We start from the raw sequence: 24,838 nt of genomic DNA on the forward strand, positions 1-24,838 counted from the left end.
ACCCGAAAAAGAAAAAGGGGTGAAACGAAATGAAAATATTTTTACTGATTAACGGATATTAATCAGCAAGACCGAAATCAGTGCGAAAAAATCAGGGTTCAGACGGACCCTTAAAAGATGTAGTCCCCGTTTTTTCTGCGTTTTTACGGTGTTAATGCTAATGCCGAGTTCGTCTGCAATTTGCTGGTTCTTAATCCCTTCCAGATAACCCATTTTAAATATGCGCTGGCAATTTTCAGGTAGAGTGGCAATTAATAACGCCAACTCTGCAATTACTTCTGTACGGATTATTGCATTTAACGCAATTGCTTCTTCGGCTGGCTCTTCTTCCTGCTTGTTTAAAAAAACAGTTTCAAGTTTTTGTCTGCGAAGTTTGTTCAGGCAGGCATGCCTAATCGATGAATACAAAAAGCCCATTACCGGAACACCTTGCGCATCTATCTCTTCTTTCCTGTTCCAATAAGTTACAAAGGTTTCTTGTACAATATCTTTCGCCGTGTCATCATCTTTCACAAATTGCATCGCAAAATGGCACAGCTTCGCATAGCTATTGCTAAACAATTCTTCAAAAGATTGAGTTATCGGTGTAGTTTTCGGCAAAAAGTTGATAATAAGGATTTACGTATTTCAAAAATAGTATTTATCTATATGGAATACAAGTTTTTAGAATATTGTATTATAACGATTACAATATTCCGAAAATAATTTATCCGCTATACCTGATGAAAGCGCTTTGCTTTAAATACCTGCAACTTAATTTAGTTTCAATAATTGTTGTTCTGCTACAATTGTTTGGTGTCATGTTAAATTTTTACATAGGTATTTATAAAGTTTTCAGCATAATTTTTAATCAGCATTCGAACTTCTGAAAATTGAAGATTGATTTCTTCTTCCGTTCCAATTGCTTTTGCCGGATCGGGAAAATTATAATGAAATTTTATTGCTTTGGTAGATAAGGAGGGGCAACTTTCATTTGCGTAATTGCATACGGTAATTAAATAATCAAAATCAATATCCAAATACTCATTAATATTATTGGATGTGTGCAGAAATATCTATGCCATCGGTTTTCATAGCCTCAATTGCCTTTGGGTTTACACCATGAGTTTCTATTCCAGCGCTGTAAACTTCAGCTAAATTGCCGGCAAAATGCCTTAAATAACCTTCAGCAATTTGACTGCGGCAACTATTGCCCGTACAAAGCACGAGTATCTTTTTCATTTTAGATATAATTAAATCAGCAACATCCACTACCTGGTGTACAACTTGAGCCCGACGAAAGATTAACCAGATTAACTTTTTGTTTCGATAGGGGTATGCCGCATTTATCCATAGCGAGGCAAGCGGTTTTCTTTGATAATAAAATGAAATTTTGACCGTCGTAATCCAGATCATATTTACCTATAGTTTCTGCTTGATATTCAACTTCAATTTCAAGATCTTCCATGCCTAAAACTTTTTCCGACAAGGCAATAATTTGGAGTAATTTATTGGGTTTTAAACGGTGTTCGTAATCATTTGCATCCCAAAGCTGAAAATTGGCTACTTTTTCATGGCGTACAGTTCCTCCGCAATCAATAAAATCTTTAGTAACAACGCCAACCTCCGTTATGTGGAAGTTTTCTGGTACCGTAGTTCCATTTTCTAATTTAAAGTTTACACCCTCTGCGGCATGCAAGTAATTTTTAATTTCTGACAGTTTCATTTTTGTTCTTTTTAAATAAGTCTCTATATCAATCGTAATTTTACGATTGATAGGGGTAAATTTTTTTTAACAGCAGTTAACTTCGCCCTTATAAGAAGAAAAGAAACTACCCAATCGACTTTGAAGTAATTTCCAGGTTGAAGGATCAATGCAATAACAAATACTTGCACCTTCAATAGTGCCTTGTATAATCCCTGCATTTTTCAATTCCTTTAAGTGTTGCGATATCGTGGCTTGTGCAAGACCAAGTTCGTCAACCAAATCACCACAAATACAGGTATTAGATGACAAAATACGTTGTAGTATGGCAATCCGCGCAGGATGAGCCATCGCTTTTAAAAGCTGTGCAAGTCTATTTTGCTCTTCTGTAAATATTTCTGTTTTGCTAAGTCCCATAATTATATCGCAATATTACGATTAATAATTTAATCCCAAAAAATTAAAATTCATTTTTATACGGTTAAAGTATTTCAGGCAAATCCAATATTATTTCTACATTCGTCGCAATAATTAAAAAAATACAACAATGAAAATAAAAGGATTAACCGTAATCGGACTGGGAGGTGTTGGGGGTTATTTTGGGTTTAAGCTGGCTCAAAAATATGCCAATAAGGAGGGTATTCATATTTCCTTTGTAGCCAGAACCGAAACTTATGCGGTTATTAAACAAAATGGATTGACTTTACTTTCATCCGAACACGAAAATTCGACCACAAATCCTAATCGTTTATACCAAAATATAGCTGAAATTGAGGATGCCGATGTGTTTTTAATTTGTGTAAAAGAGTATGATCTGGAAAATATTTGCTTGCAGCTAAAAGCGAAGGTTAAAACCGATACTATTTTATTGCCTTTAATGAATGGCGTTGATATCTATGAAAGGATTCGAAAAATTATTCCTCAAGGAATTGTGTTGCCATCTTGTGTATATGTAGCCTCGCATATTAAAGAAAAAGGCATTATAGAACATAAAGGAATTGCTGGGAAAATTATTACCGGTAATGATCCGCTTCATTCTAACTATTCTGCTTTAGAACTCATTGATGTTTTAAAGAGTGCGGGCATTGACATTACTTATAAAACGAATGCATTACCAGACATCTGGACGAAATTCTTTTTTATTGCGGCTTTTGGTTTGGTTACTGCCAGGTACAATAAATCAATCGGGCAGGTTAACGAAATGCCTTTGCTCCGGGAGCGTGCAAGGTTAATTATGGAGGAAATTGAAAACATTTCTAAAGCCAAAGGAATCTTAATTTCAGAAAACATAATAGAAGAAACCTTTAAAAAAGCGGCAACATTTCCGTACCAAACGCCAACATCACTGCAACTGGATATTCAATCAGGGAAGGAAAATACCGAACTTGAATTATTTGCGGGTGCTATAATTGGATACGGAAAACAATTGGGGATTGCTACTGCCGAAACCCAAAAAATAGACGAAGAAATAAAAGAAGGTTTGTTAAGTTTATAATTACTGAGTATAATTCTCTAAGTTTTATTTAGTCTTAGAAAAATCATACTAAATATAATGGTGTTAAAAATTTATATTTCATAATGATCATTGCTAATTCAGTAGTGAGGTTACATTATTGTATATTTAATCTAATATTTGCCATTTGTTAATTCTATTCCATGAATAAGTATATAGGTATAATTTTACTTTTTTTTATACTTATAGGTTGTAAAGCCCCTAATTTAACTATTAAGAAGTATCGCGAAATGGATACTCTTTCTAATAGCGCTAAAACCGATGTTTTAAAGAATATCATTGAGCATAATCCTAAAGACATGATGGCTCATTACTGGTTTATTAGAGAAAGCAGTAATGATACTATAGAATTAGAAAAGCAATACAAGGCCTGGATGAAGAAATATCCTAAGGTAGCAGAAATACCTTACTCTTTAGGTAATGCGCTTAGCGAATCGGATAAATATAAATCAAATTTATATTTAAATAAGGCTGTAGAAATCAATCCCCATCTAATTCAAGGGTGGAAATCGTTATACCTGGATGCTTACATGAAAAGTGACTCCCAATTAATGGAAGGATATTTAAGTGCAGGTATAAAGGCAAATCCAAATAATGATGAACTGGCTTACATCAATACTTCTTCTTTAAAGCAGGTTAATGATGTAGAATATCGCAAGCAATTACTTGAAAATTTTAAAAAATTTTCAAAGCAAGATAAAGGAGCAAATTTTCTCCTTTTATTAGCTATCGCATCAACTACTCCTGAAGATAAAATTAAATATTTCGATTTACTAAAATTCAGCTACGATCCAGAAAAAAACAGAACCTCCTCTGATGGAATGATCGTCTATTTTAATTATTTACTTAACGATAATTTTAATGGGGCTATGAAGTTGGTGAAAGAAATGAATCAACTGAAAATTAAATTTGAGCACTGGGACCATCTACTTTATGAATTGGAGAAAATAGATTCAGCTAAAAATTTAATATATCAAAAAAAAGGCAAAGAGGCCCTAAATATTTTGCAGGATGTTAAGTTTCCATTATTTGTTGGATCTGACCATAATATTATTTTTATTTTAAAAGCTAAGGCTATTGCTTTGGCTGTGAATGATAAATTAGCTTATGATAGCTTAATTACATTTTTTGTTAAAAAACCTTCTTTAACTTTATTCAGTGAATTATCGGTCTATAATAATAGAAATAAGTCTGTTATTATGAAAGATATTCTGACCTATATAAATGAACATGCTATTCAGGCGAGTGCCCTTACTTTAAAGGAACTTACTTCAAAAGATTCTATCTCGCTTAACACTTTGAAAAACAATGTTGTATTGCTTACCTATTGGTTTCCAGGTTGCGGGCCCTGTAGAGATGAGTTTCCGTATTTCGAAAGTGTGTTAAAAAAAGTCAAACCCGGCTCAGTAAAGTATGTTGCAATAAATATTGACCCTAAACAGGATTCGCTTGTTTTACCAATGGTAAAATTGCGCGGTTATAGTTTTATTCCACTAACCGAAACCAAATATAGAAATAAAGGGAATTTAGATAACATGGGGTTGGCTCCATTTAATTTTTTGATTACGGCTAATGGCTTAATTGCATTTGAGAATTTTAGAATTGATGCCCATAATGAGGAAGACCTTAAGCTCATGATCGATATCTTGTTGAGTAATGAAGAAGTTATTTAATTTTTCCCAATCATTTTGGCAAGATTTCCAAGCTGCCTGAGTTTAAAGCGGATATCTTCAGACCAGGGTAGGCCTATACAAAGCCTCATGCAGTTTTCAAACTGGTTTTGCACCGTAAACATACGCCCAGGAGAAATGCTGATTTTCTTTTTGATGGCCAGGTTGTATAGTTCATTGGTATCAATTCTTTTATCAAACTCAACCCAAAGCGATAATCCACCCTGCGGTCTGCTTGTTTTGGTTCCTTCAGGAAAATATTCGGCTATTGCCTGTACATAGTTTTGGTAATTGTGTTGCAAAGTACGACGAAGACTGCGGATATGGGTTTCGTAGCCACCTGTTTTTAAAAAGTTTCCAACAGCTTCATGTACAATGGAAGGAGAAGATATGAAATGGACAAGTTTTAATTTTAATACTTTTTCTTTGTATTTGCCGGGGACAATCCAGCCTGCGCGATAACCTGGTGCCAACGTTTTAGAAACAGCACTGCACCACAATACATTTCCGTCTTCATCAAAAGATTTACAGCATTTAGGCCGGTGTGCTCCGAAATATAAATCGCCATATACATCATCTTCAATAAGCGGAATGCCATGCTTGGATAAAAGTTTTACAACTTCTTTTTTATTTTCATCAGGCATACAACTGCCTAAGGGCGAATTAAAATTTGGGATTAATAAGCATAGGTTAATTTTAGAAAGCACTTGCTTCAGCGCATCTATTTCTATTCCGGTAATGGGATGGGTAGGAAGTTCGAGTACTTTTAAGCCTAAACTTAACGCGAGTTGAAAAATCCCGGGGTAACAAGGGCTTTCTATGGCAATGGTATCGCCGGGTTTTCCCAAAGCCATAAGTGCCAGCGACAATGCATTTATACCTCCATTGGTTGTAATTACATCATTTTCATGCAAATTACCGCCCCAACTTAAAGATCGTACAGCAATCATCCTGCGCAGTTTAACATTTCCCTGTAAAGGTTCATATTCAGTTCCACCTTCTTTAAGGGCGCGTGTAGCCAACACAATTTCTTTTTTTAGTTTGGCCAGTGGCAACAAATTTCCCGAAGGTACGCCTATAGAAAAAAGTGTAAGATCGTTTTGGCCTATGTTGGAATAAACTTTTGTAATGAGTTCATTAGGTTCTTGATCCTTAGTGCTTAACGAAGGTTTACTCACTGCCGGAAGCGGGAGCTTTAAGTAAAGTAATTTACTAACAAAAAATCCCGACTGGGGTTTCGATTCAATCAGCGATTGGGCTTCTAACTCCAAAAAAATACGTTTGGCTGTGTTCATGCTGATGCCATGCTCCTGGCACAACATTCTGACCGAAGGCAACCTGTCGCCCGCTTTTAAAACCCCATTTCTAATCTGGTTGGCCATTCCATTTGCGATTTCATTATAGATAAAAATTTTGCTCATTTATAATTGATAACTGTGTCCATTCAAATGTATAAAATTGATACTGTATTTGCTTTAAACTACTTCGCATTTTTGTATTGCAATTACATTTATAAAAGAAATAGATTATGAAATCCATAGAAAATACATCCGCAGGCTGGATAAACGGTTTTATCGGCGTATTAATATTCAGCGGTTCAATGCCTGCAACGCGATTAGCCGTTTTAGATTTTAATCCTTTTTTTTTAACCATGGCCCGTGCTGCTATTGCAGGTTTACCCGCGCTTTGCGCACTGCTTATTTTTAAAGAAAAGCGTCCTTCCCAAAAACAGTTATCCTCCTTATTAATTGTTGCGGCAGGGGCGGTGCTGGGTTTTCCGTTGCTTTCTTCGCTGGCTTTGCAATACATTACCTCAGCACATTCGCTTGTTTTTCTGGGTTTGTTGCCAATGGTAACGGCTATATTTGGTGTACTGCGTGGTGGTGAACGCCCAAAGCCAGTCTTTTGGCTTTTTTCGATTATGGGAAGTCTGTTAGTAGCAGGTTATGCTATAGCTCAAGGTATTAACACTTCTCCTGTTGGCGATGTACTTATGTTACTGGCCGTTATATTATGCGGACTTGGTTATGCAGAAGGGGCTAAACTTTCCAAAACCTTGGGCGGCTGGCAGGTTATTTCCTGGGCATTGGTACTATCGTTACCAATAGTACTTCCGCTGCTGTTTTTTTTACGTCCGGTATCTTTTGGAGGAGTAAGCATAAATGCCTGGATTGGTCTTGCTTATATCGGCTTATTCAGTATGTTTATTGGTTTTATATTCTGGTACCGTGGTTTGGCCCAGGGTGGTATTGCAACCGTTGGACAGTTACAGTTGCTGCAACCCCTTTTCGGATTGGCGTTGGCCGCTGGCTTACTTCATGAAACGGTGAGTATAGGTATGCTTGGGGTAATGGCAGGGGTAATAATTTGTGTAGCAGGAACTAAAAAGTTTGCTAAATAAATTAAATGGAAGGCGCAATATTTGGGCAGAGAAAAGGAGCGCTGTTGTATTTTTTGTGGTTAAGATAATTTTTTTAAACAGAAAAAAATCTCTAACATTGGGTACAATAGCTTTTCATGCACATAAAACGATCAGGGCCGCTACAGGATATTGAGCTATTGCTTAAACTTAAAGATGGTGATCCATCAGCCTTTGCCGAAATTTACAATCAGTACAGAAGCAAAATATTAGTTTATGCCGCTGCATTATGCAAATCAGCTGATCTTGCAGAAGAAATTGTGCAGGAAGTATTTATAAAAATCTGGCAGAAGAGATCGCAGATCAATACGGATAGGCTATTTAGTGCGTATATTAAAAAAATAACACTCAATCACGTCCTTAATCACTTAAAAAAGGTATCAAGAGAAAAAGCCCTTCAAAAAGAGTTGTTTGGTTATATAGAAGTTTTAAGAAACAGTACGGAAGAAAAGTTATTTGAAAAAGAACTTCTTAAAACCTATGATGAAGCGATAAGCAATTTGCCGCCTCAAAAGAAACTCATCTATCACATGAGCCGAACGGAAGAGTTGAGCCATGATGAAATTGCCAAAAAACTCAACATATCTAAAAACACGGTAAAAAACCATATGGTTGAAGCCACCCGTTTTATCAGAAATTATGTAAGTAAAAACGATAGTGTGGTTTGCTTTCTTATGGTGGCTTCAAATTATTTTCATTCCAATTAGTCCTATAGCCTTTCACAGTTGTATTAGATATAAACAAACCAGGCAGCACCGCCCGTTTTGATTTATTTAAACGCCGTGAACGATAAGCAGCAATTAGAAAACCTTTATAATTTATACCTGAACAATGCCTGCAGTGAGGAAGAACTCGGACAGTTTTTCGATTTATTAGCCCGTCAGGAAGATGATAATGAAATTTTAGCCTTAATGTCGGCCAGCTGGGAGAGCACCAATGCCCTGCCCGATATTGGACTTGTACCCGATTTTCTTCCGGTTGAAACCAAGCAAGTTAAGTTAGAACCTCAACGGTTTGCCGGCATAAATTTGCGCAGGTTTATAACTTCAGTTGCGGCCATATTGGTTGTAGCAATTGGCTTGTATTTTTTCAGTTCGAGGATCGTTCGTTTCATTAATCCGGTTCACCAGCAGGAAACCTGGAGCCTTGCAGGAGAAAGAAAAAAAGTACAGTTGGCAGATGGTTCGCAAGTATGGCTTAGCCCAAACAGTAAGCTAAGTTATCCGGATAAATTTAATGAAAAACAAAGAATTGTAAAGCTGGATGGAGAAGCTTTTTTTGAAGTAGCTCATGATACAAAACATCCTTTCATTATTAAAACAGGTAAAGTTAATACCGTTGTATTGGGAACAAGCTTTAATATTTCTGCATATCCTAAACAAAATACAATTAATGTTACACTGGTAACGGGTAAAGTGTGTGTGGCACTGGCCACTAAAAGCAAAACATACACTGAAGTTATATTACCCAATCAGCAGGTTATTGTAGAAAGAAATGGTGAAAAAATAAGCAAAATCAATTATCCCGATGCCGGTTCTTTCTTAAACAAAAGATTAGGTAGTTATGAATATAAAGGCGCTGTACTACAGCAGGTTGTTGGGGATATAGCGTTGCAGTATAATGTGCAGATTACACTGGATAACAGTATGCTGGAAAAAACATTTTATGGCAATTTAAATATGAACGATTCCATTACACAAACCCTAAATAAGTTGTGTACGGTTATGGAAATTACATGGAACAGGAAAGGGGATCAATATGAAATTATAAAATAAATGCCTGTCTCTGTAAAACAGAATCCAGGCAAATATCCAATCAACTTAAATGTCTTAGCCTTGAGAACTATCAGACATTGTAAATTAATATATTAATGATAAAGTTATGAAACCTGCTTGAGCTTATTGCCAATAATTAGAAAAATTATACCAATAAACCAGGCTTCATAGCGCCAAAAGTAAAAAAAATGAAAAAAATTGGACCTGTAAAGATCCTAACGGCAATTGCTTTTATCTTGTTTTTAGTTGCTTTAATGCAATCGCAAGCACATGCTCAAAATCCGTTTGACAAAAAAATAAGTATAAATTTAGATCAGGAGCCACTTAAAAGTGCACTTGATAAAATCACAAAAGTTTCGGGGGTTAAATTTACCTACAATGAGCAAATTGCAAACAGTCCGATAAAGGTAACGGTTAGTGCCACCAATAAAAGTTTAAAAGAAGTTTTGGCTGTTGCACTTTCAGATAAACCTGTACAGTTTAGTGTTTTGGATAAAGATATATTCATCCGCCTAAATGCCGAAACGGTAAAAAAGCAGGAAGCCGGTCCGGCGGCAAACCCAGTTTCGGGCAAAGAAAAATATACCATAAGCGGAACGATTAAATCTAAAAGTTCGGGCGAAACATTGATAGCAGCTTCCATTAAGGTTGCCGGCACTAATCAGGCTACAATGAGTAATGAGTATGGCTTTTATTCACTTACCCTAAACAAAGGCCATTATACCATAGAAATTAAGGCTGTAGGTTTTAAACCTTACCAAACTTTGATCACCTTGGATCAGGGTATTAAACTTGATATGGCCCTCGAGGAGGATGAAAACCAATTAGAAACGGTTACCGTTAAGGCCAGCGCCAATAGCAGTCAGAACCTCAAAAGCACACAGATGGGAATGGAACGTTTCAGCATTCGCGAAACTAAAGAAGTGCCCATTTTATTGGGCGAGCCCGATATCATTAAAACGCTGCAATTGTTGCCAGGAGTTAAAACAGCAGGAGAGGGCAATGGTGGTATGTTTGTTCGTGGGGGCAGTTCCGATCAGAACATCATTTTGCTTGATGAGGCACCCGTATATAATGCCAGCCATTTACTCGGTTTCTTTTCTACGTTTAATTCAGATGCCATAAAAAATGTTACCCTGTACAAAAGCGGTATGCCTGCACAGTATGGCGGTGGTTTATCATCAGTACTGGATGTGAAAATGAATGATGGAAACAACCAGAAGTTTGGTGTAAGCGGTGGCGTTGGTATGATTGCCGCGCGGATTAATGTGGAAGGACCAATACAAAAAGACAAATCTTCTTTCCTGATTTCGGCACGAAGAACCTATGCTGATCTGTTTTTAAAGCTCTCAAACGATACTTCAATTAACAATACACAATTGTATTTTTATGATGTTAATGTAAAGGCAAATTATATTTTAGGCCAAAAAGACCGCCTGTTTGTTTCGGGGTACTTTGGTAAAGACGTGCTGGCTTCAGAAAATTTAACAGGTATAAACTGGGGGAATGCCACCTCAACCTTACGCTGGAACCATGTTTTTAACAATAAACTATTTTCCAACACTTCCTTAATATTCAGCAACTACAATTATAAGGTAAAGGCAAACGAAGACGAAAGCTCGCTAACCCTTTTTTCACAAATCAGGGACTGGAGCTTTAAAGAAAATATGCAATGGTACCTCAATGAAAGAAACAGCCTTACCTTTGGTTTAAGCTCAACCTACCATACCATAAGACCTGGAGATGTGCTGGCTTCAGGTAATTCTGGTCTTATTTCTCAGAAATTTCAAAACCGGTATTCTTTAGAAAATGCGGTATACGCCAGTAATACCTGGAAAGCAAGCGATGCCTTAAACCTTACCTATGGTTTAAGGGTATCTGCATTTAGCATATTTGGTAAAGGCGATTTTTACAATCTGGATAACAATGGCAATGTTGATGGAATCACTACTTACAAAAGTGGCGAAATGGTCAAAACCTATATTAATTTAGAGCCACGTATTGCCCTTGCTTTACAGCTTAACGAATGGTCTTCAGTTAAAGCATCGTATGTAAGAAACGCTCAGAACCTGCACCTGATTTCCAATGCAAATTCGGCATCGCCTACCGATAGATGGGTAGCTTCTACCAATATTATAAAACCAGAGCTTAGTGATCAGGTATCCATTGGTTATTATAGAAACATTAGCGACAACGTATACGAATTTTCGGCAGAAACCTATTATAAATCACTTCAAAACCAGATAGACTACCGCAACGGTGCTGATATATTTACCAGTAAACCTATAGAAACGCAGCTGTTGTTTGGTAAAGGACGTGCATATGGACTTGAATTATTAATTAAAAAGAAAAGCGGAAGATTTACCGGTTGGCTGGGTTATACATTGTCAAAAACGGAAAGAAAAATAGATGGAATAAATAATAACGAATGGTATAATGCCCGTCAGGATAAAACACACAATATTACCTTCGTAGGCATGTACAAACTTAGTCCTAAATGGACAGTTTCTGCCAATTGGGTTTATTCTACCGGGAGTCCGGTTACCTATCCAAGGGGGAAATATACAATGCTGGGACAAAGCTATTTTTATTTTTCAGACCGCAATGCCGACCGTATGCCGGCTTACCACAGGCTTGATTTAGGTGCCACACGTTTATTATCACAAAGCAAGCGCTACTCTTCTGAACTTAATTTTAGTTTGTATAATGCTTATGGCCGCAAGAACCCATTCCGCATTACTTTCCGTGATAGTGAGACCGATCCAAGTCAAACTGAAGCGGTAAGAACCACTTTATTCAGGTTTATTCCCTCAATTTCTTACAACTTTAAATTTTAACCCAATGAAATCCATACCATATATTATCCTGATGTGTTTGTTCCTGTCATCCTGCGAAGATGCCATAGACCTTAATTTGAAAGATCTGCAAATTAAATATGTTATAGAAGGCGTAATTACCAACGAACCTGGTGTTTGTAAGGTAATGCTTAGCCAAACAAAAGATTTTAAAGATAAAAATACCTTTAACGGTATAAGCGGGGCCATAGTAAAGATAGAAAGCGATGGGATAACCACGGTACTGCCTGAAGGTAATAATGGAATTTACCAAACCGATAAAATAAACGGCACACCAGGCAAAACATATCGTTTAACTGTGAGCATAAATGACCAGGTTTTTACTGCCAGCAGTACGATGCCACAGCCCGTTCCGTTTTTAGATTTTACGCTTAAAGCTATTGATTATGAGCCAAAAAGAGTGAGGCCAAAGGTTAAGTATAAAGATGTAGCTTCGGTGGCTAATTACTATTGGTTTCAGCAATATGTTAATGGTAAACTACAACAGCGATATAGTGTTTCCAATGATGAATTTACAGCTGGACAGGAAATAAACGAGTACCTTTTATTTGAAAATACTACTGATGATGAAAGTAAGAATATTGTTAAAGGTGATAAGCTGATGGTTGAGATGCACAGCATTGATGCACCAGTATATACTTATTTATTTACCCTGTATAATGCAAACGGTTCTGCCAATGGTCCGGCACCTGCAAATCCCATCAGTAACATTAGTGGCGGTGCATTAGGCTTTTTTAGCGCGCATACTGTTGAGCGTAAAACGATTGTAATTCCATAGTTTTTAATAAAGATTGATTACGTTCAGGAGCAGTTTAAGCTTCTGAACGTGTTTGTTTAAGAATAAAAAATTGCCAGTTCATCCTGTAAAATGGAAAAATAAAAATTGGGCCTATTTTTTTTAACCAAAACATTCTCTTAAATTTCAAAAGAAATAGTCTGCATTTATAATTAACAGCTCTTGATCCCATGTTTAAATTAATCTCCATCGTACCCTTAATTCTCGTTTCTCATATTGCTTTAGCACAGGTCAAAATCAAAGGAAGAATCACAGACGAATATAAAAAACCGGTTGAATTGGCTATTGTCAGCTTAAAACAGGGTTCTGCAAATGCAATAAGTGCAATTACCGACAGTACAGGTTATTATGTTTTGAAAGACGTTAAAAAAGGAAACTATAACTTGTCTTTCAGGTTTATTTCTTACCAGGACACCACCCTGAAAATTTCAGTTACTGCAGATACACTAATTGATATGCAGTTAAAAAACATCCGCATGTTATCAGAGGTGGTTGTGAAAGCCAAAAAGCCTATCTTTCAAAGAGAGATAGACCGGTTTAGGTTTAATGTTGCGGAAACAGGTTTGGGCATCGGAAATAACATTTGGAATGTGCTGGAAAAAACGCCTTTGGTTACAGCATCCGATGACGGCGCAATTCAAATCAGTGGAACAACAGGGGCCGTGGTTTACATCAACAACAAGAAAAAGATACTTTCTGGAACTGCACTTAAAGCCTATTTGAGTAGCGTGCCAGCCGATAACCTGGAAGCTATTGAAGTTATTACCACCCCGCCAAGCCGTTATGATGCTGAAGGTGGTGCAGGTATAATTAATATCGTTACTAAAAAGAGTAAAGAAGAAGGTTTTATTGGCAATGCGGTATTAAGTGCAAGGCAAACGGCTGTAAACTCTCAGGCTGGCAATATTAACCTTAATAACCAGCAAGGTAAGTGGAATCTATATTCTACTTTGTACATGGGAAATAAAAATCGTGAGCCGGAGAGCCGGAAAGATATTTTTTATCCTGCCGGAAACCTTAGTGGTTTAACCCAGCGAACCATTAATTCTGCCAGTAAATATAGAGAGCTATATCCGGGTGCAAATATGGGTGCCGATTATCAGATTAATCCAAAACACGTTGTTGGCCTCTTATTTGATTATTCGGGTAACTGGCATAAAGAAACACGAAATGCAAGGAGTGCAGATTATTACCCGGGCAACGAATTGTTTACCCAAACCGATAATAAGGATGATATAAATTCGCAAACCTATTCACTAAATTTAAATTATGCAGGCAAGCTGGATTCTGCAGGTAAAACGTTGAGTATCGATTTTGATGCGCTGAAATACCAGTCGGCTTACCATTCTATGAGTATTACCACTGCGTTGGCTGCCGTGAAAAATAATTTCAGAACATCATCTCCACAGGATATTAATAACCAATCGATAAAAGCCGATTTCGACTGGCCGGTAAACAAAAACACTTCCTTTAGCTTTGGTTTAAAATCTTCATTTTCAAAAATCGATAATAATTTTTTATTCGAAAACACAATTGGTGCCGATATCTGGATGGCAGATCCTAACCAAAGCAATGCATTTAAATACAATGAAAACATCAACTCAGTTTATGGCATGTGGAACTATAAGGCTAACCTGAAATGGTCTTACCAGCTGGGACTGAGGTTAGAAAATACAATTGCCAAAGGTTGGCTGGACAGTAAAAAAGTAGTAGATAACAATTATGCAAACCTATTTCCAACTGCATTTTTGAAGTATACAAATAAGAAAAAGCAAAGTTATGTATTGGCCTTAACCAGCAGGATAACACGTCCGGGTTACTGGGATTTAAACCCTTTCAGAACTTATACCACAGATGAGGCATATTTTTCTGGAAACCCATTATTATCTCCCGTTAAATATTATCGGGAAGAGTTAAGCCATAGCCTTAATGGTAAGTTTGGATCGCTAACAGTGCAGTTCGCAGCAAGCCAAACTATTGGCGAAATTTATGCACTTCCTTACAATGCCGGCGATACCATTATTAACAAAAAAACAAACTATGGAAATAAATACAGTTACACGAATGCCATAAGTTATTCTAATCAATTTAACCCCTGGTGGAGATTTTCAGGCACTATTTTAACGGGTTATGTTATTTCAAGGGGCGAATATGGAAATGATATTAGCATTGATAACCATACCGCTCTTTTAAGCCTTTCTACCAATCAAACTTTCACCTTATCTAAAAAATTCGGTTTTTATGGTACGCTCGTTGCAAATAATACTTTTCCGGCAACCATTGTAAATACCCGAATAGGAAACAGGCTCGATACCGAAGTCAGGCTAAGAAAATCAGCAGGCCCTTTTAATATAACACTTGCTGCCCAGGATTTATTTAAGAGCAATAAAGATCGTTACCATATTCAATTGGGCGATTTGCAAATACGCGACAACTATTATAACGATACAAGAAGTGTTTACTTAGTGCTGAGTTATGCATTCGGTAAACAAAGTGTTAAAGATAAACGCGATCGGGATACTGGTGCTGAGGATGTAAAAGGCAGGTTAATGTAGCTGCCATTTAATTCCTGACGAATAAGCCGTTGATAGCAGGCAAACCCATTGTTTTTATTTAATAAAACAATGGGTTTTTTCGTTTAAAAAACCTCATTTGTCATAGCTAAGCAACAAGGATTTTCTTTCCAGCATTACTAAAATCAGGATGCCGACTCATTTCAGCATCTTTCCGGTAATATCAGCATAATTCGCTTCAAAACTGAATTTCAACTTCATTATAACTTCATAAATCTGTAGTTATTTCGTATCAGTAATAATCAAATAGGGTACTGTAATTTATTGAAATGTAAGTGTAAACCCGCTCTGCCGGAAACAATTATTAGATGCATTCCCCTGTAAGTTAGAAAAGAAAACAAATCAGATAAACTATTCAACGATGAAAAGAAACGTCATATGCCTCGGTTTGAGTGCTTTGATTTACGTAACAGGTTGTACATCAAAAAAAGAAGAGAAAGCAGAAGTTGTAACTTATGCAGTTACCTCGCCATTACAAATGGATACTTCCTTTACTAAGGAGTATGTTTCGCAGATTAAATCTGTGCGGAATATTGAAGTCAGGGCGCAGGAAAAAGGTTATCTGCAAAAAATTTATGTAGATGAGGGGCAGCATGTTCGTGCTGGTCAGGTTTTATTCAAAATTATGCCTAAAATGTTCGAGGCAGAAGTACTTAAAGCACAAGCAGAAACCAAAGCTGCTGAAATAGAACTTCAGAATACAAAATTACTTACGGATAAAAATGTAGTTTCTAAAAATGAACTTGCAATGGCTAAGGCAAAATTGCAATCGGCGAATGCCGAAACTACACTTGCTAAACTTCATTTGGCTTTTACTGAAATCAGGGCACCATTTGACGGTACAATTGATCGGATTCCGCTGAAGCTTGGAAGTTTGGTTGATGAAGGTGCATTATTGACTACTTTATCTGATAACAGCCAGGTTTTTGCTTATTTCAACGTTTCAGAACCTGAATACCTGAATTACCAAAGTGCCGTGAAAGCAAAAGGTAAGCAGGAGGTGAGTTTATTGCTTGCCAATAATGAGTTGCTAAAATCAAAAGGTGAGGTAGAGGTTATTGAAAGCGAATTTAACAACGAAACCGGAAACATTGCTTTCAGGGCAAGATTCTCTAATGGAGATAACTTACTTAGAAACGGGCAAACCGGCAAAATACAGATGGTAGTTCCCTTAAAAAATGCATTGGTTATTCCACAAAAGGCAACTTACGATGTACAAGATAAGACTTATGTTTTTGTGGTTGATAACAGGAATATGGTACACTCCCGCGTAATTACGATTGCCGATGAGTTACCTGATCTTTATGTGGTTGCAAGCGGACTAAAAGCAGGGGATAAAATATTGCTTGAAGGCGTTCAAAACGTAAAAGACGATGATAAGATTACTTTCAAGTTCCAGCAGCCGAAAGAAGTAATCCAGCAATTACGATTAAAAACAGAATAATCTAACTCTTACACTTATTTTATGTTTGGCAAATTCATACAAAGGCCCGTCCTTTCTATCGTTATATCTCTTATAATCGTATTTCTGGGTGCCTTGGCAATAACATCGCTTCCGGTAACACAATTCCCTTCCATTTCGCCGCCCAAAGTAAACATTACGGCAGAATATCCTGGGGCCAATAACGAATTATTGATTAAATCAGTAATCATTCCTTTAGAACGTGCACTTAATGGTGTACCGGGAATGAAATACATTGCATCCGATGCCGGTAACGATGGCGAAGCAAGTATTCAGGTGGTATTTAACTTAGGTACCGATCCTAACCAGGCTTCTTTAAACGTACAAAACAGGGTTGCTGCGGTTACCAATAAACTTCCACCATTGGTGGTGCGCGAAGGTGTTAAAATTACCCGCGAGGAATCCAATATGTTAATGTACATCAATTTGTACAGTAAGGATCCTAAACTAAATGAAAATTTCCTATATAATTTTGCAGATATTAATTTACTGTCGGAATTAAAACGTGTTGACGGGGTAGGCTTTGCCGATATTTTAGGTAACCGGGATTATGCAATGCGTATCTGGCTTAAACCAGACCGTATGCAGGCCTATAAAATTTCTGTTGATGAAGTGATGAAAGCACTTGATGAACAAAGTTTAGAAGCTTCTCCTGGAAAAACCGGCGAGAGCTCCGGGCGTCGTTCACAGGCATTTGAATATGTTTTAAAATACTCAGGAAGATACAACACCAAAGAAGGTTACGAAAATGTTGTATTGCGTGCCAATGCAAACGGCGAAATGCTAAGGTTAAAAGATGTGGCCGATATAGAGTTTAGCAGCTCCATGTACGATTTATATTCTAATTTAAACGGAAGGCCTTCGGCAGCAATTGTACTGAAACAATCTTATGGCAGTAATGCCAGCCAGGTAATTAAAGATGTTAAAGCGAAAATGGCTGAAATTAAAAGCAGTTCATTTCCAAAGGGATTGGATTACGAAATCAGTTACGACGTTTCAAAGTTTCTTGATGCTTCCATCGAAAAGGTAATCCACACGCTGGTAGAAGCCTTTATTTTAGTGGGTTTAGTGGTGTTTTTGTTTCTTGGCGATTGGAGATCAACACTTATTCCAGCCATTGCTGTACCAGTATCACTGATCGGAACCTTTATGTTTATGCAATTCTTTGGCATCAGTCTTAACCTGATTACCCTGTTTGCACTTGTACTGGCCATAGGTATTGTGGTAGATGATGCCATTGTGGTTATTGAAGCTGTACATGCCAAAATGGAACACAATCCTAAACTTTCGGTATTGAAAGCCACGCAACTGGCCATGAAAGAGATTAGCGGAGCCATTATTGCCATTACCTTTTTAATGGCCTCCGTGTTTATTCCGGTGGCATTTATGTCGGGCCCTGTTGGTATTTTTTACAGACAGTTTTCCATTACCATGGCCACTGCAATTATTTTATCGGGTATTGTTGCGCTAACCTTAACACCAGCATTATGTGCCATTATGCTTAAAAATAATCATGGTAAACCCAACCGAAAAACGGCTATTGACCGTATTTTAGATGGTTTTAACCGTTGGTTCGGCAGGCTTACAGGCAAGTATGAAAATGTATTAAGCAAAGTGGTTAGCCGTCGTTTCTTTACTTTTGGTGTACTTTTAGTTTTTTGTGCTGGCATTTGGGTTTTAAACGGAAGTGTAGCATCGGGTTTTATTCCCAATGAGGATCAGGGAATGGTTTATGCCATTATTCAAACCCCTCCGGGTTCTACTTTAGAGCGTACAAACCAGGCTGCAGAAAAACTTCAGCAAATTTCCGAAGGCATTGAAGGTATACAATCCGTATCCTCTTTAGCAGGCTACGAAATCCTGACGGAAGGTACTGGCTCAAACTCCGGAACTTGTTTAATTAACCTGAAAGACTGGAGCGAACGTAAAAACTCTTCGCTTGATATTATTAAGGAGCTGGAAGAAAAAGCTAAATCTATTCCGGGGGCCACGATAGAATTTTTCCAGCCACCAGCTGTACCAGGATATGGCGCTGCGGGTGGTTTCGAATTGCGTTTGCTGGATAAAGCGGGTAGCGGCGATTATAAAAAGATGGAAACTGTGAGCAGGGATTTTGTACGCGAACTTAATAAACAGAAAGAATTATCTTCTGTATTTACATTCTACAGTGCCAGTTTCCCACAATACATGCTGCATATTGATAATGATATTGCACAACAAAAAGGCGTAACCATTGATAATGCCATGAGCACGCTTTCTACCTTCGTAGGTAGCGATTATGAAACCAGTTTTATTAAGTACGACCGACAATATAAAGTGATGGTGCAGGCGTTGCCACAGTACCGGGCCTTGCCAGAAGATATATTAAAACTTTCGGTTAAGAATAACCGGGATGAAATGGTGCCGTTTTCTGCCTTTATGAAAATGGAGAAAGTATATGGTCTGTCGGAAATTACAAGACATAATATGTATAATTCATCCGAAATCAGTGGCCAGGCCGCACCAGGTTACAGTTCGGGAGAAGCCATAAAAGCCATTACAGAAGTAGCGAAGAAGACCTTACCACGTGGTTTTGGTATAGATTGGGCCGGTATTTCTAAAGATGAGGTATCCAGAGGAAATGAAGCGATTTATATTTTCTTAATTTGTTTGGGCTTCGTTTATTTAGTATTAGCTGCGCAGTACGAGAGCTTTATTTTGCCACTTACTGTTATCCTTTCTTTACCTGCCGGTATTTTTGGAGCATTCTTATTCCTGAAAGTGTTTGGCTTGGAAAATAACATTTATGCCCAGGTTGCAATGGTGATGCTGATTGGTTTATTGGGTAAAAATGCCGTATTGATTGTGGAGTTTGCAACCCAGCGGCACAGTCAGGGCGCTACTGTACTTAAAGCAGCAATGGAAGGTGCAAGTGTACGTTTCAGACCAATTTTAATGACTTCTTTCGCTTTTATAGCAGGTTTAATTCCATTAATGATTGCCTCGGGGCCCGGTAAAATTGGCAACAGGACCATTGGTACTGCCGCTGCAGGGGGGATGCTTTTCGGTACGCTTTTCGGGGTGGTCATTATCCCTGGTCTGTATTATATTTTTGGTAAAATAGCCGAAAAACACAAACTGGTTAAGATTGAAGAAGAACATCCGTTAACTGAAGAAATTGAAGACAATGTTAAAAAATAGCATTTATAAAAGCCTGGGTTTAGTTCTTATATGCGCTGCATATACAGCTTGTAAATTGCCAGAGGTTGCACAACGTACAGAAAATAAAAATGTCCCTGCGAGTTTTAATACTTCGCAGGATACATTAAACAGCGCTAACATTCAGTGGCGACAGTTTTTTACTGATCCTAACCTGATTAGCCTGATTGATACTGCGCTAAAAAATAATCAGGAATTAAATATTGCATTGCAGGATATTGAAATTGCAAAGAACGATATTAAGGCAAAAAAAGGCGATCTTTTACCGAGCGTAGGTTATAAAGTTGGCGCTGGTTTTGAAAAAGTTGGCCGTTACACAAGTTCGGGCGCAGGTGATGCTTCAACCGAAATTACGCCTGGAAAAGAAGTGCCTGATGTACTACCTGATTATAATTTTGGACTGCAGGCCAATTGGGAAGCTGATATATGGCATAAATTACGGAATGCGAAGAAATCAGCGGTAACCCGGTATTTATCTACCGTTGAGGGCAAAAACTTTGTGGTAACAAACTTAGTTGCTGAAATTGCAAATTCATATTACGAATTATTAGCCCAGGATAATCAGCTTGAAATTGTTAAAAAGAATATTGAGCTGCAAAACAATGCTTTAGAGTTGATGAAGATTCAGAAAGAAGCTACACGAGTTACTGAACTCGCTGTACGTAAGTTTGAAGCAGAAGTACTAAGCTCGAAAAGTCTGGAATATGATATTCAGCAAAATATTACAGAAACAGAAAACAAGATAAACTTTTTACTTGCCCGCTTTCCACAACCAATTGTTAGAAATAAAGGCAGTTTTACTGATCTTGTGCCGCCATCGGTTGCCTCAGGTATTCCATCGCAGTTGCTGGCTAACCGCCCTGATATTAAGCAGGCAGAATATGATTTGGCTGCTTCTAAATTAGATGTTAAAGTAGCTAAAGCGCAGTTTTATCCATCATTAGGGATTTCGGCTACGGTGGGCTACCAGGCTTTCAATCCATCTTATTTGCTTCGTACACCAGAATCGTTGGTGTACTCATTGGCAGGCGATCTTGCCGGACCGCTTATTAACCGGAATGCCATAAAAGCAGAATATTTAACGGCTAATGCCAAGCAGCTTCAGGCAGTTTTCAATTACGAAAAAACCATACTGAATGGTTATATAGAAGTGGCGAATCAAATGTCGAACATTACTAACCTGCAAAAGAGCTATGATTTGAAAGCCAAACAAGTAAAAGCGCTTACTGAATCAATTGAAATATCAAATGCTTTATTTAAATCAGCAAGGGCAGATTATTTCGAAGTGCTGATGACCCAGCGTGATGCTTTACAATCAAAATTAGAACTTATTGAAACTAAGAAACAACAACTAAATGCAGTGGTAAATATTTATCATGCTTTAGGTGGCGGATGGAATCAATAAAATAATATCCTTATTAATCAATTTAAAGCTTGTCTTACCGACAGGCTTTTTTTGTGCCATTTATACCTGTACGCCTGCGAACAACAATTGTTCAATAACGAACAGTTGACTTGTTTAAATAACCCATAGAAAGATTATAAGGCATTATTTTCAATTGGCATGGTTATTCTGATAGCAGCAATTAAAAAACATAATCATGTATATTAAAATCCTCTTTTTACTAACAACAATCTTATTCCAGAATTATACTAAAAACTGGAATGGAAGCGATACTCCCGGACATTCTTATGCAACATTTATAGATTTTAATGGAAAGCAGGATTTTAAGATTAAACTTTCTAAACCCGAAAGTTTTAATTTTAAATATTCAGCCACTTTAAAAAAGGGTACCCTTCACCTGGCAATTAAGTCAGGTTCGAAAACCATTTATGAAAAACAAATAAGCGGATCGACAACCGATGAAGTAAAAATTGATTACACGGAAGGTAAAAAATACACCTTTACTTTTAAGGCCAGCCATGCAAACGGTAGCTTTGATGTTCGTTATTAGGTTAAATTAATTTTAGGTAAGCACCTGTACTTGCAGGTGCTTACAGATTCCTTAAACAGGATGAATAACGATTGGTGTTTCTCCACAGTTTCTTGGAGTAAGGCAATCATCAGCTGAGTGAACAGTAATGCAGCAGTTAAAACAGGTTAAAAATCCTTGATTTCTCCAGCTTTCACAATTGTAAGCTAATCCGCCACTGATTTTTTTCATGTCAGTTCTGCTCAGTAAATTCTCTTTTTTCATGACTTTAGGTTTAGATTTGGTTAGATTTTACAGTCCTTTACGCCGGCCTGTGTATAGCGGTACCGATACACTAGCAATTGTTTTTAGCATAATATGACGTAATCATATTACTGATTAATTTGCTGTAACCGGTTACTAATATGTAAGTTAACTTAAATAAATGAGTGAAACAAATCATTCCTAATTAATCCAGATTAACTTTCAAAATAGTTTTTTGAATCAGAGTAGGACAAGAATTTATTATTTCTGTTTTAGTTTATCAACAGGGACCGTTTTTCTCGTAAAACTTTCAACGAAATCGGTATTAATGGTGTTATTGGGATCACCAATTTGAGCTGTTTTGACTTTTGGGTTACCTACTGGTACATACTTGTGTTTGTACTTTTTCCAGCCATCATAAAAAATAGGGGTGTAACTTCCCGAAAGATCATCGGCCAATTGGATACACAGATTTGTTTTTACCGGCGGTAAGGCTTTATTGTTTTTATACTTTAAATAAACAGTTTTTGTAGCTCCATCGTAATAATAAGTGCCCTCGTATTTATATCTCCAATACGCGCCTCCTGAATACCAATGGGTTGCTGTAAAAGTATTATCCTTAGAAAAAAGCCAGGTCGTACCGCTACCTGCGGCTTTATTTCCAGTTACCCAAGTCCATTCTTCATTGTTTAAAGCATGAATATCAGATTGCTTAATCGAATTTTTGGAGCCAAAAAACATGATAGATAAGAGGATCAGAAGTTTCATTCTAATTTTTTACCAATTTATTTATTTTTTGCCACATCAAAAAGAAGTATGGGTTATTATTTTATTCCTAACAGGCTAAACAACTCTTCCTTTTTATTTAGGGCAATAGAAATGGCTTTTCCATTAATAAGTTCTACCATGTTACCGTTAACACTTCTTACCGCTTCAAGGTTTAAAATAAACGAACGCTGGATTCTAAAAAAAACAGGCAAGGAAAGTGTTTCCTCCATCGATTTAAGTGTGGCCTGGGTGGTATAAGTTTCTGCTGCAATAACGATTTTTAAATAATCGCCCTGCGCTTCAACATATAAAATTTCATTCAGTAAAATTTTAATTAACTTCCCCTCTGACTTTATAAATATCCGGTCTGAATTGACTTGTTGTATTGATGAAGATGCTTTTAACTCGAGGTAGTCTTTAGCTTTATTTACAGCTTTTAAAAAGCGATCGAACCTCACTGGTTTAACAAGGTAATCCGTTGCTCCCGCATCAAAGCCATCTAAAGCAAAATCGCGGTATGCAGTAATAAAAATGGTAACGATAGAATTTCCTAAAGCACGAACAAACTCTAAACCATTTAATTTTGGCATTTCTATATCACTGAAAACAACATCTACATCGTTATCCTTTATAAATAAAAGTGCCTCGACTGGATTTTCATAGGTGGCCAAAACATTTAGAAAAGGAACTGATTTTGCAAAAGATTCAACAACATCCCTGGCTAAAGGTTCATCATCTATAATGACACAATTTAATTTTTTCATTCGTTTTTTAAATCTAATTTTAGGGATACTTTAAAAAAATGACCATAATTCTGAATTTGCAAATCATGCTTTTCAGGGTACAGTAATTGCAAGCGTTTTCTGGAATTTTCGAGACCTATCCCTCCAAAAGTTTCCTTTTTTGTAGTGTCATCTATATCATTTTCAATTTCAAAATAAAAACTGGCTTCCTTAAGCTTTATACTTAACCTTAACAAAGCGTTTGTTTTAGATTTCAAACCATATTTAAAAGCATTTTCGATAAAGGTAAAGGTTAAAAGCGGAGCGATGTATAAGCCCAAACATTCCGATTCAGGAGGAAATTCAAATTGAATGTTTGTATCACCCGCATACCTCATTTTTTCAAGCTCAACATAGTTCTTTATAAATTCCATTTCTTTTAAAATCGCTACTTTTTCCGTGTTTGATTCATACAACGTATAACTCATCGTATCCGAAAGGTTAAGAATAACTTCAGGAGCGAGGTCATCTTTTTTAAGACTCAAACTATAAAGATTGTTTAAGGTATTGAAAAGAAAATGTGGGTTGAGCTGGGCCTTCAAAAAGTCTTTTTCAATGTTAATGTTCTGAATTTCCAGAGCGGCTTTTTGTTTCTGTATATTTAAAGTTCGGTTGTAAAGCCTGGAAATTTCAAAAAGTATTTTGGCAAAAAAGAAAGGGGATAATATAGAAATGATAATTATGGCCTGCGATATTATTCTTTTTACAGATATTGCTTCGAAAAAGGTTTGACTTGCACTTCCTTTAATCGCTCCTTTTAACTCCCCGGTTAAAATTTCGAAACCGAGCGAATGGTAGCTTATAGAAAATAAGTAAGTCACTAAAAGCCATATCACTGTAAACAGCGGAAAAGCAATAATCAGCATTAAAATTGCCATGCCAACACTTCCTTTGAAAATTGCGGGTAATGCAGCATAAAAAAATAAATAAAAAACAGCTATATTAACCATTACCATTCTTAACGTTAATATGAAGCTGTTAAAATAGTTAAGGTGGTAGGCAATTGTATAGCTCAGAAATAAAAGGAGTGCAAAACCAAGCCACATTAAACTGTGAAGTAAGAACTGGTTTCTTTTGGTATAGAATTTTTCGAAATCAAATTCTGCAATCTTATCTGTAAAGTAATCGGAGAAAACCCTTGTTTTTTGCATGTAATATATCTTGGC

The 24,838-nt window shown here is 36.9% G+C and carries 21 protein-coding genes; 12 read left to right on the plus strand and 9 right to left on the minus strand.

The genetic code is table 11. From position 1 onward, the window contains the following. Positions 1–48: 48 nt before the first annotated feature. From R2Q77_RS06750 to R2Q77_RS06765, 4 genes are all read right to left on the minus strand, one after another. Positions 49–600, minus strand: coding sequence for an RNA polymerase sigma-70 factor (locus R2Q77_RS06750; RefSeq protein ID WP_316802957.1), 552 nt, complete (start codon positions 598–600; stop codon positions 49–51). 432 nt (positions 601–1,032) lie between these two features. After that, complete coding sequence (locus tag R2Q77_RS06755) at positions 1,033–1,221, minus strand: hypothetical protein (RefSeq protein WP_316802958.1); 189 nt, start codon at positions 1,219–1,221, stop codon at positions 1,033–1,035. Between the two features lie 16 nt (positions 1,222–1,237). Then, entirely contained in the window at positions 1,238–1,705 is a 468-nt protein-coding gene (locus R2Q77_RS06760) for a DUF6428 family protein (protein ID WP_316802959.1), read from the minus strand. 66 nt (positions 1,706–1,771) lie between these two features. Continuing rightward, the gene (locus R2Q77_RS06765; protein ID WP_316802960.1) at positions 1,772–2,101 is read right to left on the minus strand and encodes a metalloregulator ArsR/SmtB family transcription factor; all 330 of its coding nucleotides are present in this window, start codon (positions 2,099–2,101) and stop codon (positions 1,772–1,774) included. A 130-nt stretch (positions 2,102–2,231) separates the two neighbouring features. Between R2Q77_RS06765 and R2Q77_RS06770 the strand changes: the two genes are divergently transcribed. Both R2Q77_RS06770 and R2Q77_RS06775 read left to right on the plus strand, forming a co-directional pair. Next, entirely contained in the window at positions 2,232–3,179 is a 948-nt protein-coding gene (locus R2Q77_RS06770) for a 2-dehydropantoate 2-reductase (RefSeq protein ID WP_316802961.1), read from the plus strand. A 161-nt stretch (positions 3,180–3,340) separates the two neighbouring features. Next, positions 3,341–4,870, plus strand: coding sequence for a TlpA disulfide reductase family protein (locus tag R2Q77_RS06775; protein ID WP_316802962.1), 1,530 nt, complete (start codon positions 3,341–3,343; stop codon positions 4,868–4,870). Here R2Q77_RS06775 and R2Q77_RS06780 read toward each other — a convergent pair. After that, a complete protein-coding gene (locus R2Q77_RS06780) occupies positions 4,867–6,288 on the minus strand; it encodes a PLP-dependent aminotransferase family protein (RefSeq protein WP_316802963.1) in 1,422 nt (473 codons plus the stop codon). The genes R2Q77_RS06775 and R2Q77_RS06780 overlap by 4 nt on opposite strands. A 107-nt stretch (positions 6,289–6,395) precedes the next feature. Between R2Q77_RS06780 and R2Q77_RS06785 the strand changes: the two genes are divergently transcribed. The 10 genes from R2Q77_RS06785 (at position 6,396) to R2Q77_RS06830 (ending at position 21,900) form a co-directional block, all read left to right on the plus strand. Further along, on the plus strand, positions 6,396–7,268 hold the full coding sequence (locus R2Q77_RS06785; protein WP_316802964.1) for a DMT family transporter: 873 nt from the start codon (positions 6,396–6,398) through the stop codon (positions 7,266–7,268). A gap of 116 nt (positions 7,269–7,384) precedes the next feature. Continuing rightward, the gene (locus R2Q77_RS06790; protein WP_316802965.1) at positions 7,385–7,993 is read left to right on the plus strand and encodes an RNA polymerase sigma-70 factor; all 609 of its coding nucleotides are present in this window, start codon (positions 7,385–7,387) and stop codon (positions 7,991–7,993) included. A gap of 75 nt (positions 7,994–8,068) precedes the next feature. Further along, on the plus strand, positions 8,069–9,061 hold the full coding sequence (locus R2Q77_RS06795; protein ID WP_316802966.1) for a FecR family protein: 993 nt from the start codon (positions 8,069–8,071) through the stop codon (positions 9,059–9,061). 188 nt (positions 9,062–9,249) lie between these two features. Further along, positions 9,250–11,898 (plus strand): TonB-dependent receptor, encoded by a 2,649-nt coding sequence (locus tag R2Q77_RS06800; RefSeq protein WP_316802967.1) that lies wholly within the window; start codon positions 9,250–9,252, stop codon positions 11,896–11,898. A 4-nt stretch (positions 11,899–11,902) separates the two neighbouring features. After that, the gene (locus R2Q77_RS06805; protein ID WP_316802968.1) at positions 11,903–12,694 is read left to right on the plus strand and encodes a DUF4249 domain-containing protein; all 792 of its coding nucleotides are present in this window, start codon (positions 11,903–11,905) and stop codon (positions 12,692–12,694) included. A gap of 188 nt (positions 12,695–12,882) precedes the next feature. Next, positions 12,883–15,267, plus strand: a complete 2,385-nt coding sequence (locus R2Q77_RS06810) for an outer membrane beta-barrel protein (RefSeq protein WP_316802969.1) — start codon at positions 12,883–12,885, stop codon at positions 15,265–15,267. A gap of 379 nt (positions 15,268–15,646) precedes the next feature. Then, entirely contained in the window at positions 15,647–16,729 is a 1,083-nt protein-coding gene (locus R2Q77_RS06815) for an efflux RND transporter periplasmic adaptor subunit (RefSeq protein WP_316802970.1), read from the plus strand. 21 nt (positions 16,730–16,750) lie between these two features. Beyond that, positions 16,751–19,927: an efflux RND transporter permease subunit gene (locus tag R2Q77_RS06820; RefSeq protein WP_316802971.1), complete on the plus strand. Its 3,177-nt coding sequence runs from the start codon at positions 16,751–16,753 to the stop codon at positions 19,925–19,927. After that, positions 19,914–21,350, plus strand: coding sequence for a TolC family protein (locus R2Q77_RS06825; protein ID WP_316802972.1), 1,437 nt, complete (start codon positions 19,914–19,916; stop codon positions 21,348–21,350). Before R2Q77_RS06820 ends, R2Q77_RS06825 begins: the two co-directional genes overlap by 14 nt. A gap of 196 nt (positions 21,351–21,546) precedes the next feature. Beyond that, positions 21,547–21,900, plus strand: coding sequence for a hypothetical protein (locus tag R2Q77_RS06830; protein ID WP_316802973.1), 354 nt, complete (start codon positions 21,547–21,549; stop codon positions 21,898–21,900). Positions 21,901–21,951: 51 nt separating this feature from the next. On the opposite strand, the gene R2Q77_RS06835 is transcribed toward R2Q77_RS06830, so the two are convergent. The 4 genes from R2Q77_RS06835 to R2Q77_RS06850 form a co-directional block, all read right to left on the minus strand. Further along, the gene (locus R2Q77_RS06835; protein ID WP_316802974.1) at positions 21,952–22,143 is read right to left on the minus strand and encodes a hypothetical protein; all 192 of its coding nucleotides are present in this window, start codon (positions 22,141–22,143) and stop codon (positions 21,952–21,954) included. 240 nt (positions 22,144–22,383) lie between these two features. Next, positions 22,384–22,890, minus strand: coding sequence for a hypothetical protein (locus R2Q77_RS06840; RefSeq protein ID WP_316802975.1), 507 nt, complete (start codon positions 22,888–22,890; stop codon positions 22,384–22,386). A 56-nt stretch (positions 22,891–22,946) separates the two neighbouring features. Next, positions 22,947–23,654: a LytTR family DNA-binding domain-containing protein gene (locus R2Q77_RS06845; RefSeq protein ID WP_316802976.1), complete on the minus strand. Its 708-nt coding sequence runs from the start codon at positions 23,652–23,654 to the stop codon at positions 22,947–22,949. Continuing rightward, positions 23,651–24,823, minus strand: a complete 1,173-nt coding sequence (locus R2Q77_RS06850; RefSeq protein WP_316802977.1) for a sensor histidine kinase — start codon at positions 24,821–24,823, stop codon at positions 23,651–23,653. Before R2Q77_RS06850 ends, R2Q77_RS06845 begins: the two co-directional genes overlap by 4 nt. Between the last annotated feature and the right edge of the window lie 15 nt (positions 24,824–24,838).

Origin of the sequence: Pedobacter nototheniae (assembly GCF_032678625.1) — a bacterium.
GTDB lineage: Bacteria > Bacteroidota > Bacteroidia > Sphingobacteriales > Sphingobacteriaceae > Pedobacter > Pedobacter nototheniae_A.